The organism is Komagataeibacter swingsii (assembly GCF_003207895.1).
Taxonomy (GTDB): Bacteria; Pseudomonadota; Alphaproteobacteria; order Acetobacterales; family Acetobacteraceae; genus Komagataeibacter; species Komagataeibacter swingsii.
This window is the reverse complement of sequence record NZ_NKUB01000011.1, coordinates 101,331-117,608: the sequence shown is the minus strand read 5'-3', so window position 1 is coordinate 117,608 and position 16,278 is coordinate 101,331. Positions and strand designations below refer to the sequence as shown.

General features: G+C 64.3%; 14 protein-coding genes and 1 pseudogene. 3 read left to right on the top strand and 12 right to left on the bottom strand.

Annotation, left to right across the window (positions count from 1 at the left end):
* Positions 1–219 (top strand): annotated as a pseudogene (locus tag CFR76_RS10290) (IS5/IS1182 family transposase); the annotation flags it as partial.
* A 108-nt stretch (positions 220–327) separates the two neighbouring features.
* Here CFR76_RS10290 and CFR76_RS10285 read toward each other — a convergent pair.
* The 7 genes from CFR76_RS10285 to uvrC all read right to left on the bottom strand — a co-directional run bounded on the left by CFR76_RS10285 (position 328) and on the right by uvrC (position 7,668).
* Positions 328–1,332 carry a ribonucleotide-diphosphate reductase subunit beta gene (locus CFR76_RS10285; RefSeq protein ID WP_025438711.1) on the bottom strand — a complete coding sequence of 335 codons (1,005 nt, stop codon included), beginning with the start codon at positions 1,330–1,332 and terminating at the stop codon, positions 328–330.
* A 214-nt stretch (positions 1,333–1,546) separates the two neighbouring features.
* Positions 1,547–3,487, bottom strand: coding sequence for a ribonucleoside-diphosphate reductase subunit alpha (locus CFR76_RS10280; RefSeq protein WP_110557044.1), 1,941 nt, complete (start codon positions 3,485–3,487; stop codon positions 1,547–1,549).
* A 222-nt stretch (positions 3,488–3,709) separates the two neighbouring features.
* Positions 3,710–4,174 carry a molybdenum cofactor biosynthesis protein MoaE gene (locus CFR76_RS10275; protein ID WP_110557043.1) on the bottom strand — a complete coding sequence of 155 codons (465 nt, stop codon included), beginning with the start codon at positions 4,172–4,174 and terminating at the stop codon, positions 3,710–3,712.
* Between the two features lie 7 nt (positions 4,175–4,181).
* Positions 4,182–4,436: a molybdopterin converting factor subunit 1 gene (moaD, locus tag CFR76_RS10270; protein WP_110557066.1), complete on the bottom strand. Its 255-nt coding sequence runs from the start codon at positions 4,434–4,436 to the stop codon at positions 4,182–4,184.
* 48 nt (positions 4,437–4,484) lie between these two features.
* The gene (locus CFR76_RS10265) at positions 4,485–4,985 is read right to left on the bottom strand and encodes a hypothetical protein (protein WP_244191877.1); all 501 of its coding nucleotides are present in this window, start codon (positions 4,983–4,985) and stop codon (positions 4,485–4,487) included.
* 92 nt (positions 4,986–5,077) lie between these two features.
* Positions 5,078–5,677, bottom strand: a complete 600-nt coding sequence (pgsA, locus tag CFR76_RS10260; protein ID WP_025438716.1) for a CDP-diacylglycerol--glycerol-3-phosphate 3-phosphatidyltransferase — start codon at positions 5,675–5,677, stop codon at positions 5,078–5,080.
* Positions 5,678–5,769: 92 nt separating this feature from the next.
* Complete coding sequence (uvrC, locus tag CFR76_RS10255; RefSeq protein ID WP_167402107.1) at positions 5,770–7,668, bottom strand: excinuclease ABC subunit UvrC; 1,899 nt, start codon at positions 7,666–7,668, stop codon at positions 5,770–5,772.
* 379 nt (positions 7,669–8,047) lie between these two features.
* Between uvrC and CFR76_RS10250 the strand changes: the two genes are divergently transcribed.
* Positions 8,048–8,842 (top strand): exodeoxyribonuclease III, encoded by a 795-nt coding sequence (locus tag CFR76_RS10250; RefSeq protein ID WP_208623976.1) that lies wholly within the window; start codon positions 8,048–8,050, stop codon positions 8,840–8,842.
* An 80-nt stretch (positions 8,843–8,922) separates the two neighbouring features.
* Here CFR76_RS10250 and CFR76_RS10245 read toward each other — a convergent pair whose 3' ends face one another.
* The gene (locus CFR76_RS10245; protein ID WP_025438719.1) at positions 8,923–9,642 is read right to left on the bottom strand and encodes a response regulator transcription factor; all 720 of its coding nucleotides are present in this window, start codon (positions 9,640–9,642) and stop codon (positions 8,923–8,925) included.
* 220 nt (positions 9,643–9,862) lie between these two features.
* Between CFR76_RS10245 and CFR76_RS10240 the strand changes: the two genes are divergently transcribed.
* Positions 9,863–10,318: a L,D-transpeptidase family protein gene (locus CFR76_RS10240; RefSeq protein WP_110557039.1), complete on the top strand. Its 456-nt coding sequence runs from the start codon at positions 9,863–9,865 to the stop codon at positions 10,316–10,318.
* On the opposite strand, the gene CFR76_RS10235 is transcribed toward CFR76_RS10240, so the two are convergent.
* From CFR76_RS10235 to CFR76_RS10220, 4 genes are all read right to left on the bottom strand, one after another.
* Entirely contained in the window at positions 10,305–12,158 is a 1,854-nt protein-coding gene (locus tag CFR76_RS10235) for a cation:proton antiporter (RefSeq protein WP_208623975.1), read from the bottom strand. The genes CFR76_RS10240 and CFR76_RS10235 overlap by 14 nt on opposite strands.
* A gap of 222 nt (positions 12,159–12,380) precedes the next feature.
* Complete coding sequence (locus tag CFR76_RS10230; protein WP_110557037.1) at positions 12,381–13,676, bottom strand: RsmB/NOP family class I SAM-dependent RNA methyltransferase; 1,296 nt, start codon at positions 13,674–13,676, stop codon at positions 12,381–12,383.
* Between the two features lie 45 nt (positions 13,677–13,721).
* The gene (gene guaB / locus CFR76_RS10225) at positions 13,722–15,224 is read right to left on the bottom strand and encodes an IMP dehydrogenase (RefSeq protein ID WP_110557036.1); all 1,503 of its coding nucleotides are present in this window, start codon (positions 15,222–15,224) and stop codon (positions 13,722–13,724) included.
* Positions 15,225–15,482: 258 nt separating this feature from the next.
* A complete protein-coding gene (locus CFR76_RS10220; protein WP_110557035.1) occupies positions 15,483–16,277 on the bottom strand; it encodes an MBL fold metallo-hydrolase in 795 nt (264 codons plus the stop codon).
* Position 16,278 lies beyond the last annotated feature (1 nt).

Below are 16,278 nucleotides of genomic sequence, written 5' to 3'. Positions count from 1 at the left end.
AGCATACGCGCGCAAGGCGCTTGTGTGGTCATTCCCCAGCGCAAAAACCGCCTCGACAGACGCCCGTTCGATAAAGCCCTGTTCAAAGCGCGCCACCTCATCGAGAACTTCTTCTGCAAACTCAAGGAGTTCAAGCGCATCGCCATGCGCAGCGACAAGACAGACAGGTCATTCTCGGCCATGATCTATCTCGTGGCCGCAGTCATCAATTCACGCTAATCCCCAACAGGCCCCAAAAAGCTTCAAAGGAACGCCGCCTTTTTGAAAAAAGGCGGCACCCAAAAACTTTTGTTTTTATTTATCAGTGCGATGTACCGAAACCAGCCATCAGGCAAAGGCTTCATCCCACGACCCCGTAGTCGAGGCCCGGCTGTATTCCGTGGCGCGATTTTCAAAGAAATTGGTATGTTCGACCGCGTTCACCATTTCATCCACCCATGGCAGCGGGTTGGCGGCGATATCATAAATCCCGTCCAGCCCAAGCTGGCCCAGGCGGCGGTTGGCGACGAAACGGATGTACTGCTTCACCTGCCCCGCATCCAGCCCCTCGACCGCGCCCATCTCGAATGCAAGGTCGATGAATGCATCCTCGTGCTCGACAATATCACGGCAGATCTGGCGGATGTCATCACGCAGGGTATCGGTCCAGATTTCCGGGTTTTCATGCACGAACACCCGGAACAGCCGCGCCATCGAATCACAGTGCAGCGATTCGTCACGCACCGACCATGACACGATCTGCCCCATGCCCTTGAGCTTGTTATGGCGGGGGAAGTTCAGCAGGATGGCGAACGACGCGAACAGCTGCAACCCTTCGGTAAACGCGCCAAAGGCTGCCAGCGTGCGGGCGATCTGGTAGTTATCGTCAACCGAAAACTGCTGCATGTAGTCATATTTATCCTTCATTTCCTTATATTTAAGGAAAGCGGAATACTCGGTCTCGGGCATGCCGATGGTATCGAGCAGATGACTGTAGGCGGCGATGTGAATGGTCTCGATATTGGAAAACGCCGAGAGCATCATCAACACTTCAGTCGGCTTGAACACCTGGCTGTAGTGCTTCATGTAACAGTTGTTCACCTCCACATCCGACTGGGTGAAAAACCGGAAGATCTGGGTGACCAGATGCCGTTCGCTTTCCGTCAGCGTGCGGTGCCAGTCCTTCACGTCATCGGCCAGCGGCACCTCTTCAGGCAGCCAGTGGACGCGCTGCTGCGTCAGCCATGCATCATAGGCCCATGGGTAGCGGAATGGCTTGTAGACGGGATTGGCGGTCAGCAGGCTGGGTTCGGGCTGCGTCGGGGCACCTGCGCCGGGGGCTTGATCGGTCATGGCCATGCCTGTCCTGTTACATGAATCGGGGGCGCCGGGCACAACCCCGACAGCCCGAACAATAAACAGCAGGCCAATCCCATGTCCATACGAAATAACGGCAGGCAAGAACCAGCCACCGCATGGGCATGGTTGCTTTTTGGACTGAAATTTCTATTTAGTGGCAGAAAATTCTATAAATAAAATTAAAACAATACATGAAACCGCCCCGCCCTTACTGGCAGGCAAGGCATTCCTCATAATCCGTGGTCGTGGTGGCCGGCGTTGCAGGGATGTCGCCTTCCTTTTTCGTCATGTCGCGCTTTTCCTGCCCGTCGCTTACGGCATCAGCACGCTGGATGGACAGCGAACGGCAGTAATACAGCGATTTCACCCCCCGCTTCCAGGCCATGTAATGGATCTGGTGCAGGTCGCGCTTGTGCACGTTGGCAGGCAGGAAGATGTTGATCGACTGCGCCTGGCAGATGAAGGGCGCACGGTCGGCGGCGTGTTCGATCACCCAGCGCTGGTCCAGTTCGAACGCGGTCTTGAACACGTCCTTTTCCTGCTGGGTCAGGAAGTCGAGATGCTGCACGCTGCCCTTGTTCAGGGTGATGGAGGACCAGACCTCGTTCGTGTTCTGCCCCTTTTCCGTCAGCAGGCGGTCAAGGTGGCGGTTGCGCACCGTAAACGACCCGGACAGCGTCTTCTGCAGGAACACGTTGGCGGCGATCGGCTCGATCCCGGGGCTGGCATTGCCCGCGATGATGGAAATCGACGCGGTGGGCGCAATCGCCATCTTGTTGGAAAAACGCTCCATCACGCCATAATCGGCGGCGTCGGGGCACGGCCCGCGCTCTTCCGCCAGCTTGCGCGACGCGGCGTCGGCCTGCGCGCGGATATGCTTGAATATGCGGCGGTTCCAGCTTTTGGCCACCACGCTTTCAAACGGCACGTTGCGGGCCTGCAGGAAGGAATGGAAGCCCATGACCCCCAGCCCCACCGAACGTTCGCGCATGGCGGCGTAACGCGCGCGCTCCATGTCGTCCGGCGCGCGGTCGATGAAGTCCTGCAGCACGTTATCGAGGAACAGCATCACGTCCTCGATGAACTGCGGGTTGTCCTTCCACTCATCCCATGTTTCCAGGTTGAGCGAGGACAGGCAGCACACCGCCGTACGTTCGCGCCCGTGCTGGTCCATGCCGGTGGGCAGGGTGATTTCCGCGCACAGGTTGGATGTCTTGACCTCCAGCCCCGCCAGCTTGTGGTGTTCGGGACGGGCGTTGTTCACATGGTCGGAGAAGATGATGTACGGCTCGCCCTGCTCCATCCGCGCGGTCAGGATGCGTATCCACAGCGAACGCGCCGAGATCTTGCGGATGACCGCATTGTCCTTGGGCGACAGCAGCGCCCATTCATCATCATCCGCCACGGCGCGCATGAAGGCGTCGGACACCAGCACGCCATGGTGCAGGTTCAGCGCCTTGCGGTTGGGATCGCCGCCGGTGGGGCGGCGCAGTTCGATGAATTCCTCGATTTCGGGGTGCCAGACCGGCAGGTACACCGCCGCCGACCCGCGCCGCAGCGACCCCTGGCTGATCGCCAGCGTCAGGCTGTCCATCACGCGGATGAAGGGGATGACGCCCGATGTCTTGCCATTGCGCCCGACATTTTCACCGATCGAACGCAGGTTGCCCCAGTACGACCCGATCCCGCCGCCCTTGGATGCCAGCCATACGTTCTCGTTCCACAGGTCCACGATGCCGCGCAGGCTGTCATTGGCTTCGTTCAGGAAGCACGAAATCGGCAGCCCGCGCGTGGTGCCCCCATTGGACAGCACCGGCGTCGCCGGCATGAACCAGTGGCGCGAGATATAGTCATACAGCCGCTGCGCATGCGCGGGACTGGCCCCGTAATAGGACGCAACCCGGCCGAACAGGTCCTGGTAGCTTTCACCGGGCAGCAGGTAGCGGTTGTCCAGCGTCGCCTTGCCGAATGCCGTCAGCAGCGCATCGCGGGAATGGTCCACGCGCACGGGATGGTGGCCCGGCAGCTGCACCACGCTATCCAGCATGTCAGGCATATCAGACATCGTCGTACTGTCCTTTCCCCGGGTGGTCCCGCCCTCACCAGCCGAACGATCGGGCATGCTTCCGGATACGTCATCCAGGACCATTTACATTCTCCGTAATCGGCTCACGCCGACGCACAGGGCCTTTCGATCCTGTGCGGCGTGGTGAGGTTTTTTGATTTTGCCCCCTATATATGGAGCAAACGGTACTGGAATGCACCATATAATGTGTGGGGACAAATTGTGGACTGATCTTCCGAATCAGCGGGCAAGCTTGGGTCAAGTACGGAATGGGGAGAATATTTTTTAAATTTTCCCCCACACGCTTCATTGATCCAGCGCACCCCACCGCGCCGTCGCCGCGTCATCATGCGCGCGCGGCTGGACCCATTCACGCCGCCCGTCTGCGAATTCCTCGCGTTTCCAGAATGGCGCGCCGGTCTTGAGCCAGTCCATCATGAAGTCCGTCGCCTCCAGCGCCGCCTTGCGGTGGGCGGCGGCGCACAGCACCAGCACGATGGGCATGCCCGCTTCCAGCCGGCCCACGCGGTGGATGACGGTGCAGCCGGTCAGGCCGAATCGCGCGCAGGCCGAATCGGCAATCCGCCGCATCATGGATTCGGTCATGCCGGGGTAATGTTCCAGCTCCAGCGCCACCAGCCCGTCGCCCCCACGGACAATGCCGGTAAACGCGCCAATTCCCCCCACCCCGTCCCGCCCGCGCAGCAGCAGGGCGGTTTCGTGGGTGGCATCGAATGTTTCCGCCTGAACACGGACCGTAACGCAGGGCATGACCGCGTCAGCCCCCCGTGACCGGCGGGAAGAAGGCAATTTCGTCATTGGCGGCAATAGGGGCGTCAATCGTGGCGAAACTCTGGTTCACCGCGACACGGATCAGTTCGGGTTTCGCGAATATCTCCCCATACGCCCCGCCACGCGCGCGCAACTGGCCGATCAGGTCCTGCACGGAATGCGCTTGCCCCTGCAGGGGCAGTGTCTCGCCGGGGCGGCCAAGCCGGTCCCGCAACCATGCGAAATAGAGAATGCGCAGCATCCCGGTGTCATCTCCCTGTGCCATGGCGTCCCATGCGGCCCGTGCCGGTCATGGCGCCTGCTGTTCGTGGACCGTGCCGTCGGATGCGACCACGGTGTTGGTGCCATCGCCGTTCGGGACGACAATGGCTGAATCCGATACGCCCTTATGCGTCGCCGACGGCCCCGAAGACAATGCGGAAACGCGCGCCCCCGCCGCCGGGCCGCCATCGGGGTCCGCATCGTTGCCGATCTGCATCTCGCCGCCCGCGGGCAGGTCCACCTCGCGTTCCGGCAGCCGCGAACGCGCGTCGGCGCGGGGGGCGTCGCCCGCCCCAATCGCGGCCAGCACCGACTGCCCGGGCCTTACAACCGGCCAGACATTGCGTTCCTGCGGCAGTATGGGCAGCATCTGCGGCGCCTGCCCCGCCACGCGGCGCATGTTCTCGACCTCGGGGCGCGGGGTATTGGGCAGGCTGCCGGGCAGTTCCGTATTGTCGGACAGGATCTGGCCAAAACCGCCACATCCGGTCAGCCCCACCAGCAATGACAGGACCATTGCATTGCGCACCGCGTTCTCCCCCTGACCTGTCCGGCACAAGGCGGGCCAGATGACCCGCACAGGAGAGAGCAACCACGGCGCGCGTTAATTTTTCATGTAGGTCAGGAAGATAATTTCGTGGCCCCCGGCGCGCCACGGCTGACATGCCGCAGCCCGGTGGAGAGATAGTCCCACCCCGTAACCAGCGTCAGGACGGCGGCAATCCACATCATGACCGCCCCCAGCGCGTCAACCGGCAGCCACCCGATATGCAGAAGCCCCGCCGTGCTGTCGCCCGCCAGCAGGAAGCCGATGGCGGTCATCTGGAACCCGGTCTTCCATTTCGCCAGCCGTGTCACCGGCAGGCCCACCCGCGTCGCCGCAAGGTATTCCCGCAGCCCGCTGACCAGGATTTCACGCGAAAGGATGATGATGGCCGGGTACAGGCAGCCATATGGCAGCCGCCCCAGCCCCGCCATGACCATGAGCGACGCGCCCACCAGCAGCTTGTCGGCAATGGGGTCGAGCATGCGGCCAAGGTCGGAATTCTGGTTCCACGCCCGCGCCAGCTTGCCATCAAGGTAGTCGGTGATTCCCGCCAGTATGAACAGGATGCACGCGGCGCAGTCGGTCTGCGCCGTATGGATGACGACCAGCCCGACGACAATGGGGACCACGACGATGCGGGACAGGGTCAGGAGGTTGGGCAGGTCGGTAAGCATGCTGGTACTGCTATAACCAAGAATGAGGGAAAACCGAAATACTGATACTGCCTGTCAGGCAGGTCACAAGCTCACATCTGCATGACAGCCGATCACTCCCCTGTCCAGTCGGGATGGAAATATCCGTATATGGCGCGCGCCATGTCGCGGTTGATGCCCGGTGCATGTTCCAGTTCCCCCAGGCCAGCCTGCCGCACGCCACGCGCCGAGCCGAAATGCTTGAGCAGCGCGCGCTTGCGTGCAGGTCCAACGCCGGGGATGTCGTCCAGTTCCGATCGCACCAGCGTCCTGGACCGCCCGGCCCGGTGGGTGGTGATGGCGAAGCGGTGCGCCTCGTCACGCAGGCGCTGCAGGTAATACAGCACCGGGTCGCGCGGCGGCAGCTGGAAGGGCGCGCGGCCTTCGGTATGGAACCATTCGCGCCCCGCATCCCTGTCCGGCCCCTTGGCGATGCCCACCAGCGTCACCCCCGTCACCCCCAGTTCGTCCAGCACGCCGCGCACGGCGGTGTACTGCCCCGCCCCGCCGTCGATCAGCAGGATGTCGGGCCAGTCCCCGGGCCGGACGCCTTCCTCGCGGTCCTTCAGCGCGCGGCGGAATCGGCGTTCCAGCACCTCGCGCATCATGGCGAAGTCATCGCCCGGCGTGACCGGCCCCTTGATGGAGAACTTGCGGTAGGCCCGCTTGTCGAATCCCTCCGGGCCGCCCACCACCATCACGCCATAGGCATTCGCCCCCTGGATATGGCTGTTGTCATAGGTCTCGATCCGGCGCGGCGGCGCGTCCAGCCCGAACAGGTCGGCCACCCCCTGCAAAAGCCGCGCCTGGCCGGCGCTTTCGGCCATCCTGCGTTCCAGCGCCTCGCGCGCGTTGATTTCGGCATGCTCGATCACGGCGCGCTTTTCCCCGCGCCGCGGGTGCGTGATCTCGACCCTGCGGCCCCGGCGCAGGCTCAGGGCGGATTCCAGCACGTCCAGCTCCGGCAGGTCCTGGTTGACCAGCACATGCGCGGGCGGCGGCTTGTCGTCATAGAACTGGCCGATGAAGGCGGCCAGCACGTCGGGCGCGTTCTCGTCGCGCGCATGGGCGGGGAAAAACGCGCGGTTGCCGTTGTTGCGCCCGGCACGGATGAAGAACACCTGAATGCACGACTGCCCCGCGATCTGCCAGATCGCGATGATGTCCGCATCCGTCATGGTGGAGGGATTGATGACGCTGGAATCCTGCTGCAGCGCCGACAGCCCCCGTATGCGGTCGCGTATCGCCGCCGCGCGCTCGAACTCCAGCGCGCCGGCCGCTTCCTCCATCTCGCGGCCAAGCTGCTCGCGCATGTGGGGGTTGCGCCCGGCCAGGAAGTCGCGCGCCTGCCCCGCCAGTTCGGCATAGTCCGCGCGGCTGATGCGGTCGGTGCAGGGCGCGGCGCAGCGGTGGATCTGGTGCAGCAGGCACGGGCGCGTGCGGCCCTGCATTTCGCTGTCGGAACACGAACGCAGCAGGAAGGTGCGCTGCAGCAGGTTCAGCGTCTGGTTGACCGACCACGCGGATGCGAACGGCCCCCAGTATGACGCCCCCTTCACCGGCTTGCCGCGATGCTTGCTGATCTGGGGAAAATCATGCTTGTCCGTCAGCATGATCCATGGATAACTTTTGTCATCGCGCAGCAGGATGTTGTACCGGGGCTGCATGCGCTTGATGTAGTTGGCTTCCAGCAGCAGGGCCTCGGCCTCGGTATGGGTCGTGACGATTTCCATGCCGCGGGTTTCGGACACCATGCGGCGCAGGCGTTCGGTCAGGCGGCTGACATGGGTGTAGGACGTGACGCGCTTTTTCAGGTTCAGCGCCTTGCCCACATACAGCACGTCCCCCTTCGGCCCCAGCATGCGGTACACGCCCGGCGACTGCGGCATGGTCTGCAGGGCATGGTTTATCGCCTCCACCCCGACCGGCTGGACGGGGGGCTGGATGGGGGCGGTTGAAATGGCTGTTGTCATGGATGGCAGCCGTTCATCCACCGATGGTGTGGATAAGTCTGTGGAGCAGCAGCAGAAAAAAACGCGCGGATGGCGGTTTTCCTTTCCTGCACTTGGATTGCCCAAAAAAACATCACTAACGATAACCTATTGTTTTTAAACTACTATATCCGGCCGCTTATGGGCCGGAAAAAAAATCCCACCCCACGTGAACCCAAAACATGCCTGTCAACCCCGCAGGTGGACAAATTGTGGCTTCTCCGTGGTGGAAAACCCGGCTGCCATTTTGCCCGGAATATCAGCCGCCTTCTGTCATTCGTTCCTGTTTTTGTCTCGCGCGGCGCCGCGGCCGCGTAAAAATATTCTTGTCAGCCCGCGCCCGATCGGCAATGCACCCGATATGCGTATTGTGACATGGAATATCAATTCCCTCCGCCTGCGGATGCCGCTGCTGGCCCAACTGTGCCAGGACACATCCCCCGATATCGTCTGCCTGCAGGAAACCAAGGTGCCCGACAGCCTGTTCCCGCTTGATGCGGTGCGCGCGCTGGGGTTCGACCACGTCGCGTTCCGGGGCATGAAGGGGTATAACGGGGTCGCGATCCTGTCACGCCAGCCCGTAACCGTGCTGGAGGACGCCCCCGACTGGTGCCAGCGTGGGGACTGCCGCCACATCGCCATACGCCACGGTACGGGCGCTGGCGCGATTGACGTGCATGATTTCTACGTGCCCGCGGGCGGCGACATTCCCGACCCGGTGGAAAATCCCAAATTCGCGCACAAGCTGGCGTTCGTGGAGGAAGCGCGGGCATGGTTTTCCGGCCGTGACATGCGGCGCACCGTGCTGGTGGGCGACCTGAACATCGCCCCGCTGGAACACGATGTATGGAGCCACAGGCAACTGCTGAAGATCGTAAGCCATACGCCCGCGGAAACCGAGCGCCTGCTGGCATGGCAGCAGACCGGCTTTGTCGACGCCATGCGCCATTTCGTGCCCGCGACGGAAAAGCTTTATACGTGGTGGTCCTACCGCAACCGGGACTGGAGCCGGTCCAACCGTGGCCGCAGGCTGGACCATGTCTGGGTCACGCCCGACCTGCAACCCGCCCTGCGCGGCATGGACGTGCTACGCGCGGCGCGCGACTGGGACAAGCCATCGGACCACGTGCCGGTCATGATCGACCTGGACGCCTGAACGGTACCCCACAGACGCGACCGGGCCGCCCGAAACCGGGCGGCCCGTCAGAACAGCCAGCGATGCGGGCCACGACCCGGTCAGGCGAGGGCGGTCTTGCCCCCTTCGGGGTCGAGGCGGTAGCCGCCCCCTTCGGTCACCAGCAGGGTGGCGTTGGTGGGATCGGGTTCGATCTTCTGGCGCAGGCGGTAGATGTGCGTTTCCAGCGTATGCGTGGTCACGGCGGCGTTGTAGCCCCAGACCTCGTTCAGCAGCACCTGGCGCGGCACGGGGCGCGTGCCCGCGCGGTACAGGAACTTCAGGATCGCGGCCTCCTTTTCCGTCAGGCGGATGCGGCGGTTCTTGGCCGTTTCCTGCAGCAGCTTGGCGGACGGGCGGAAGATGTACGGCCCGATTGCAAAGACCGCGTCCTCGCTGTTTTCAAAAATGCGCATCTGCGCGCGCAGCCGGGCCAGCAGCTCGGCAATGCGGAACGGCTTGGCGACGTAGTCGTTCGCGCCGGCGTCAAGGCCGCGCACCACGTCCGTCTCGTCATCGGAACCGGTCAGGATGATGATGGGAATGCGCTTGCCCTTGCGCCGCAGGTCGGCGCAGAAATCGCGCCCGTCCCCGTCAGGCAGGGACACATCGAGGATGATCGCATCGAAACGCGCCCCCGGTTTCTGCAGCTTTTCCCAGGCCTCGGCGACGGAGCCGGCCTCGATCGCTTCAAATTCACCATCAATCTGCAGCTGTTCAACGAGCATTTGACGTAAAGTCTGATCGTCGTCCGCTATCAGTATGGGACGTGCTCCTGCCATCGAACCCTCTTTATCACTTTAGTCCCGCCCCGTTGGGGGGCGGTCTCTGTCTTTGTGTTCATTTCCGGCCACACCACCGACAGGCCCGCGACCCGACGGCCATAATGCCGTATGCTGCCGGATTAGGCCGGAGATAACATAAATACGACCCGATCCAGAGGAATTCATGATACGCGCTATTTTGCAAACGAATACAGGGCTGGATGCACAACTGCATTGCATGCGCGAAATTTTTCCCGCCATTATCGGCGCGGGCGGCATCAGAAACCGCAAAACGGAGGGAGATCACGCAACACCCGGCGGTATTCTGCCCCTGCGGCGCGTGTTCTATCGCGCCGACCGGGTGGCATCACCTGTTTGTCATCTGCCTGTGGAGCCGCTTTCCCCGCTTGATGGGTGGTGTGACGACCCCCACCACCCCGATTATAACCGTTATGTCAGCCTGCCCCACCCCGCCCGGCACGAACGGCTGTGGCGGGAGGATCACGTTTACGACATTGTCGTGGTGCTTGGTTATAACGACGACCCGGTTCATTCTGGCGCGGGGTCGGCCATCTTCCTTCACCTGCCACCCAGGGGCGGCCGCCCGACGGAGGGCTGCATCGCCCTGCCCGAACCCGTGCTGCGCCACCTGCTGGCGGCGGGACTGGGGGAAATCGACGTCAGGCCGGCCTAGCCGGCGCCGATGCCCCCACCCCCTCCCCCGCGGCCATGGCGGGGGGCCGCAGCATGACGATGATGTCGCCCGGCGCCGGTTCGGCCGGAATCGCGTCCTCGGCGGAGAAAATCCAGATCGCGGTGCCCTTGCGGATGATCATGAACAGCATGCCCGGGCCGGCCGGCAGGTCGGCCTCGGCCCCATGCGCCTCCATGACGTGGCTGCCAAAGCGCCAGCCCTTTGCGTACAGGGAATCGATATAGGAGAAATTCCACCCCGGCTCCCCCAGCACCTTGCCGCGCGAATCCCGGCTCAGCCCGTGATACAGGTCCAGCCTTGCAATGCCGGGACTGACCTGGAACACGCGCTGGCGGCCAAGGTCGGGGGCCATGCGCGCGCAGACAAGGCCGTTATAGATCGCATCCGGCGTGGCCGCGATCAGGTAGTCCGCCGGGCGTTCCTCCAGGCTTTCCATCCCCTCGACCGACAGCAGTTCCGCGCGCAGGATCGGGATGCCGAACCCTGCCGCCTTGTTCAGCGCGGGGGCATAGGTATCGACCAGCAGCACCGGTATGCCCCGGTCATGCACCACGCGGGCCAGGTTGGTGGACCATGCATTGGCCCCCATGATGGCCAGCGCCGGCTCATCCGACAGGGTCAGGCGCAGCGCGCGCGCCAGCGGCCGTAACGAGAACCCGTGCAGGATCATGGTCGATGCGATCAGCGCGAACACGGCGGGCGTGATCAGGTCGCCGCCCGGATAGCCCGCTTCATGCAACTGCATGCCGACAACCCCCGCCACCGCCGCCGCCACGATGCCGCGCGGCGCGATCCAGCCCACGAACAGCCGTTCCTGCCATGACATGCTGGCCCCGATGGTGGACAGGAAAATGCCCAGCGGCCGGACCACGAACATGACCGTGAACGTCAGCGCCATGATGGGCAGCGACAGTTCGGTCAGCAGCGTGCGCGGCAGGTCGGCCGTCAGCAGCACGAACAGGCACGACACCACGATCACCCCCAGCGATTCCTTGATCCGCTGCAGTTCCGACATGCCGGTCACATGCAGGTTCGCCAGCGCCATGCCGAACACCGTGGCCGCCATCAGCCCCGCCCCCTGCATGATCAGGTTGCACAGGGCGGCCACCGTCATGACAAAGGCCAAGATCATGGGAATGCGCAGGATTTCGGGCAGCATGTCGCGCGCGGACAGGAACTTGATCAGGATCGCGGGGAAAACACCGCACGCGATCGAAAACATGGTGGCGAACAGCAGGTGCGGCCCGATCTCCACCGTCGCCAGCGAAATGCCGCCGGTATGCGACGGGCGGATCAGCAGGCATTCCAGCACCAGCGTCGCGAGGATGGCGGCAATGGGGTCATTGACGATGGCTTCCCACCGCAGGAAGGCCGCGACCCGTGGCCGCAGCTTGGTATGGCGCAGCAGCGGCAGCACCACCGTCGGCCCCGTCACCACCACGATCGCGCCAAACAGCCACGACGTTCCCCACGGCAGGCAGCCGACATAATGCGCGGCAAGCGAGCCGAGCACCCAGTTGATGGGCAGGGCGGCGGCCGTAAGCCGCAGCACGCCCTCCCCCGATTCCCGCCACTGGCGCAGGTCCAGCGCAAGCCCCCCCTCGAACACGATGAAGGCCACGGCCATGGACACAAGCGGGTGGAAATACGGCCCGATCGCCGCCCCGGGATGCAGGACGCCCAGGCCCGGCCCCAGGACCAGCCCAAGGGAAAACAGCAGCACGATGGCTGGCAGCCTGAACCGCCACGCCACCCACTGGGCCGCGATCCCGCCACCCAGCACGCACAGAATTCCGATCGCAAGGTTCGTTGCCTGCATGCCCATGCCCCGCGTTGTTGCAAACGCAAACGCCCCTGCCGCCACCAGATTTGTGTCATGGGCCTGGAATGCGGTCCCGGCGTATGGTTTTTCTTATTATCCAAGAGACTGTCCCAGAGACCCTGCCTATGGGACGCCACGCAAATTACAAAGAGGTTTTTGGTAAAGCTTTTTTCAGGAAACGCCGCCGCCTGCCGAATGGGCGCGCCGTGGCGGGACGGGTCAGGACTCGCGCTGCACGATGGCGGCGAAAAAACCGTCCGTGTGGTGCTGGCGCGGCGTCAGGCGCACCTGCCCGTCCACCGCCAGGCCCGGCGGCAGGTCATCGTCCACCCCATCGGGCGTCACCATGGAAAAGGCGGGGTTGCGCGCGAGGAAGGCCGCGATCTGGTCGCCATTCTCCTCACGCAGGATGGAACACGTGGCATACACCATCCGCCCGCCGGGGCGGACAAGGCTGGCCGCGCGGTCAATGATGTCGGCCTGCTTGGCGGTCAGTTCCAGCAGGTCGCGCTCCCGCAGGCGCAGGCGCGCATCGGGATTGCGCCGCCATGTGCCGGTGCCGGTGCACGGCGCATCGACCAGCACGCGGTCGAAACTGCCGCTGCGGCGGCGCGCCCAGCGGTCGCCCGCGACCAGCAGGTGGCGCTCGGCATTATGGACACCCGCGCGGCGCAGGCGGCGCACCGCGCCATCCAGCCGGGGTTCGGACACATCGCAGGCGACGATATGGCCGCGGTTTTCCATGGTCATGGCCATGCCCAGCGTCTTGCCCGCAGCGCCCGCGCAGTAGTCCAGCACCCGCATGCCCGGCCGCGCGCCCACGGCGGCCACGACCAGCTGGCTGCCTTCGTCCTGTATTTCCACCATGCCGCCACGAAAGGCCGCGCATGATGTCACGGGCTGGCGGCCCGCGACCCGCAGGCCCCATGGGGACAGGGTCGTGTCCTCGGACTGGATGCCATCCGCCGCAAGGGCTGCACGCGCGGTGGGGCGGTCGGATTTCAGCAGGTTGACGCGCAGGTCCAGCGTCGCCTCGCCTTCCATCGCGGCCAGTTCCGCCTCCACCCCGTCGCCAAAGGTCCGTTCCAGACGGGGCAGCAGCCAGTCCGGCACCTCCAGCACGACCGCGCGCGGCATGTCGGGATGGGTCAGCGCCTGACCCTGAAGCTGGTCATACAGCCGCCGCTCCGGCCCGGTCAGGCCCAGCGGGGCGTAGCGTTCGCCCGTAAACAGGTCATCGGGGTTTTCGCGTCCCTGCGGGTCCAGCGCCATCATGGCCAGCGCCAGCAGGCGGGGCGTTGGCTGCATGCCAGCGCGTTCAATCCACCAGTGCAGCCTGCGCCAGTGCCGCAGGATACGCCACACGCGGGCCGAAATGGCCCGGCGGTCGCCGCCGCCAATATACCGCCGTTCACGGAAAAAGGCATTGGCCAGCGCATCGGCGGGCCGCTGTGGCGTCGCCTCCATTGCGGCAAGCAGGTCAATGGCGGCGGAAAGCCGTGCGCTGGGTGTCATGGATTATGGAACCGTCAAACCGTTACTGTCATGGAACCAGCAGGATCAGTCCTGCCGGTAGTTGGGGGCTTCGCGCGTGATCGACACGTCATGCACGTGGCTTTCACGCAGGCCCGCGCCGGTAATGCGGCGGAAGCGCGCGCGCTGCTGCAGGTCGGCGATGGTGGCGGACCCGGTATAGCCCATGCCCGCGCGCAGGCCGCCCACCAGCTGGTGGATGACGGCGCCCATCGCGCCCTTGTAGGCCACGCGGCCCTCGATCCCTTCGGGGACCATCTTGTGCGTGTCCTTGATGTCCTGCTGGAAATAGCGATCGGCCGAGCCACGGGACATGGCGCCAAGGCTGCCCATGCCGCGATAGGATTTGTAGGTCCGGCCCTGGTACAGGAACACCTCGCCCGGAGCTTCCTCCGTGCCGGCCAGCAGCGAGCCGACCATGACCACGTCGGCCCCCGCGCCGATCGCCTTGACGATATCGCCCGAGGTCCGCACCCCGCCATCGGCAATGGCGGGCACGTCGAGTTCGTGGCACGCGGCCGCAGTTTCCATCACGGCGGAAAACTGCGGCACGCCCACGCCGGCGACCACGCGCGTGGTGCAGATCGACCCCGGCCCGATCCCCACCTTCACGCAGTCCGCGCCCGACGCGATCAGCGCGCGGGCGGCTTCCGGCGTCGCGACGTTGCCGGCAATGATCTGGATGTCGTTTTCGATGGCGCGGATGCGCTCGATGCTTTTCAGCACGCCCGATGAATGGCCATGCGCGGTGTCGATCACCACCACGTCCACCCCCGCCGCGATCAGTTCGCGCGCGCGCGCCACGCCATCATCCCCCACGCCGGTCGCGGCCGCGCACAGCAGGCGGCCAAGGCTGTCCTTGTTGGCCTGCGGGTACTGTACCGCGCGGTCCATGTCCTTGACGGTAATCAGGCCGATGCAGCGGTCTTCATCATCAATGACCAGCAGCTTTTCAATCCGGTGGCGGTGCAGCAGCTGGCGGGCCTGGTCGCGGTCGGCATTGTTGCGCACGGTCACCAGGTTTTCGCGCGTCATCAGTTCATACACGCGCTGGGCCGGGTCGGTGGCGAAGCGGACATCACGGTTGGTCAGGATGCCGACCAGGCGGTTGGTGTCGCGCTCGACCACTGGCAGGCCGCTGATCCCGTGGCGGGACATGATGGCGTTCACTTCCGCCAGCGTCTGGTCGGGATAGACCGTGACGGGGTTGACCACCATGCCCGATTCGAAACGCTTGACGCGGCGGACCTGCTCGGCCTGCTGTTCGATCGTCAGGTTCTTGTGGATCACGCCAAGGCCGCCATTCTGCGCCATGGCGATGGCCATGCTGTCCTCGGTCACGGTGTCCATGGCCGACGAGATCAGCGGGATGTTCAGGGTAATTTTGCGGGTCAGCCGGGTTCTGGTCGATGTCTGCGATGGCAGGACGTTCGATTCGTCGGGAACAACCAGCACGTCATCAAAGGCGAGGGCTTCGCGGATGCGGTCCTCAAGCCGGGGGGCGGATGTGTTTTTGGGGATGGAAGACATGATGCAGGGGCCTCGTCAGCAGATGGCGGCTACCCCGCGCCTCGGGTCACCGACCGTTGGCGCACCCTCATAGGGGGCTAATCGGGCGCTGGCAAGCATTACACGCAGGTCCGGTACGCTTTATTGTGCGGACAGCGGCAAAACCGCCCCGGCGCGTCGCGAATGGTCCTGCATTCACAAGGCAGCCCGTGATGACGCCTGTTCCAGAAAGCTTCGGGGAACGCCGCCTTTTTGAAAAAAGGCGGCGCCCAGAAACTTTCATTCCCCACCGGCATGCAGGCGCAGCCCGTCATAGGCGGCTTCCACGCCATCAGGCAGGTTGGCCTGCATCCACGCCCAGTCCATGTCCGGCCCCATATGGGTCAGCACCGTGCGGCGCGGCTGGATGATGTCACGCCATTGCAGGACCTGCGACAGCCAGCCGTGGGATGGATGGTCCTCGCGCTGGAAACAGTCCACCACCCACGTATCGACACCGCGCAGGGCCTCCAGCGCCACATCATCCATTTCGGCCACGTCGGTGCAGTAGGCCATCGGCCCCACACGCAGCCCCAGCGTTTCGGTCCGGCCATGGCTCTGGCCGAACAGCCGGACCGCCATCCCCGCCATCACCACGGTGGAGGGCAGCATCACATGGTGGACATCCAGAATGGGGCGGAAGATGTGCGGCGGCGTCCATGGGCGAAAGGCGTAGTCAAAGCGGATGCTGATTTCATCCATCACCTGCCGCGTGCCGTAAACCGGCAGCGGGCCGCCAATGATGCGGTTGATGGTGCGCAGTTCATCCAGCCCCGCGATATGGTCGGCATGGGCGTGGGTGTACAGCACCGCATCGACCACGCCAATCCGCTGCGCCAGCAACTGGTCACGCAGGTCCGGCCCCGTATCGACCAGCAGCACGCGCCCCGGCCCGTCGCTTATGATGACGGATGAGCGCGTGCGGCGGTTGCGTGGCTCGGTCGGGTCGCATTCGCCCCAGTCCCCAGCACCCTCCGGCCCACCCAGCATGGGCACGCCAGCCGAGCCGGCGCAGCCAAGGATGATCATTTCCATC

Coding starts and splice junctions, on each gene's coding strand:
- CFR76_RS10285 (WP_025438711.1), bottom strand. CDS start 1,332: ATGACCGATCAAGCCCCCGGCGCAGGTGCCCCGACGCAGCCCGAACCC.
- CFR76_RS10280 (WP_110557044.1), bottom strand. CDS start 3,487: ATGGTCCTGGATGACGTATCCGGAAGCATGCCCGATCGTTCGGCTGGT.
- CFR76_RS10275 (WP_110557043.1), bottom strand. CDS start 4,174: ATGCCCTGCGTTACGGTCCGTGTTCAGGCGGAAACATTCGATGCCACC.
- moaD (WP_110557066.1), bottom strand. CDS start 4,436: ATGCTGCGCATTCTCTATTTCGCATGGTTGCGGGACCGGCTTGGCCGC.
- pgsA (WP_025438716.1), bottom strand. CDS start 5,677: ATGCTTACCGACCTGCCCAACCTCCTGACCCTGTCCCGCATCGTCGTG.
- uvrC (WP_167402107.1), bottom strand. CDS start 7,668: ATGACAACAGCCATTTCAACCGCCCCCATCCAGCCCCCCGTCCAGCCG.
- CFR76_RS10250 (WP_208623976.1), top strand. CDS start 8,048: ATGCGTATTGTGACATGGAATATCAATTCCCTCCGCCTGCGGATGCCG.
- CFR76_RS10245 (WP_025438719.1), bottom strand. CDS start 9,642: ATGGCAGGAGCACGTCCCATACTGATAGCGGACGACGATCAGACTTTA.
- CFR76_RS10240 (WP_110557039.1), top strand. CDS start 9,863: ATGCGCGAAATTTTTCCCGCCATTATCGGCGCGGGCGGCATCAGAAAC.
- CFR76_RS10235 (WP_208623975.1), bottom strand. CDS start 12,158: ATGCAGGCAACGAACCTTGCGATCGGAATTCTGTGCGTGCTGGGTGGC.
- CFR76_RS10230 (WP_110557037.1), bottom strand. CDS start 13,676: ATGACACCCAGCGCACGGCTTTCCGCCGCCATTGACCTGCTTGCCGCA.
- guaB (WP_110557036.1), bottom strand. CDS start 15,224: ATGTCTTCCATCCCCAAAAACACATCCGCCCCCCGGCTTGAGGACCGC.
- CFR76_RS10220 (WP_110557035.1), bottom strand. CDS start 16,277: ATGGAAATGATCATCCTTGGCTGCGCCGGCTCGGCTGGCGTGCCCATG.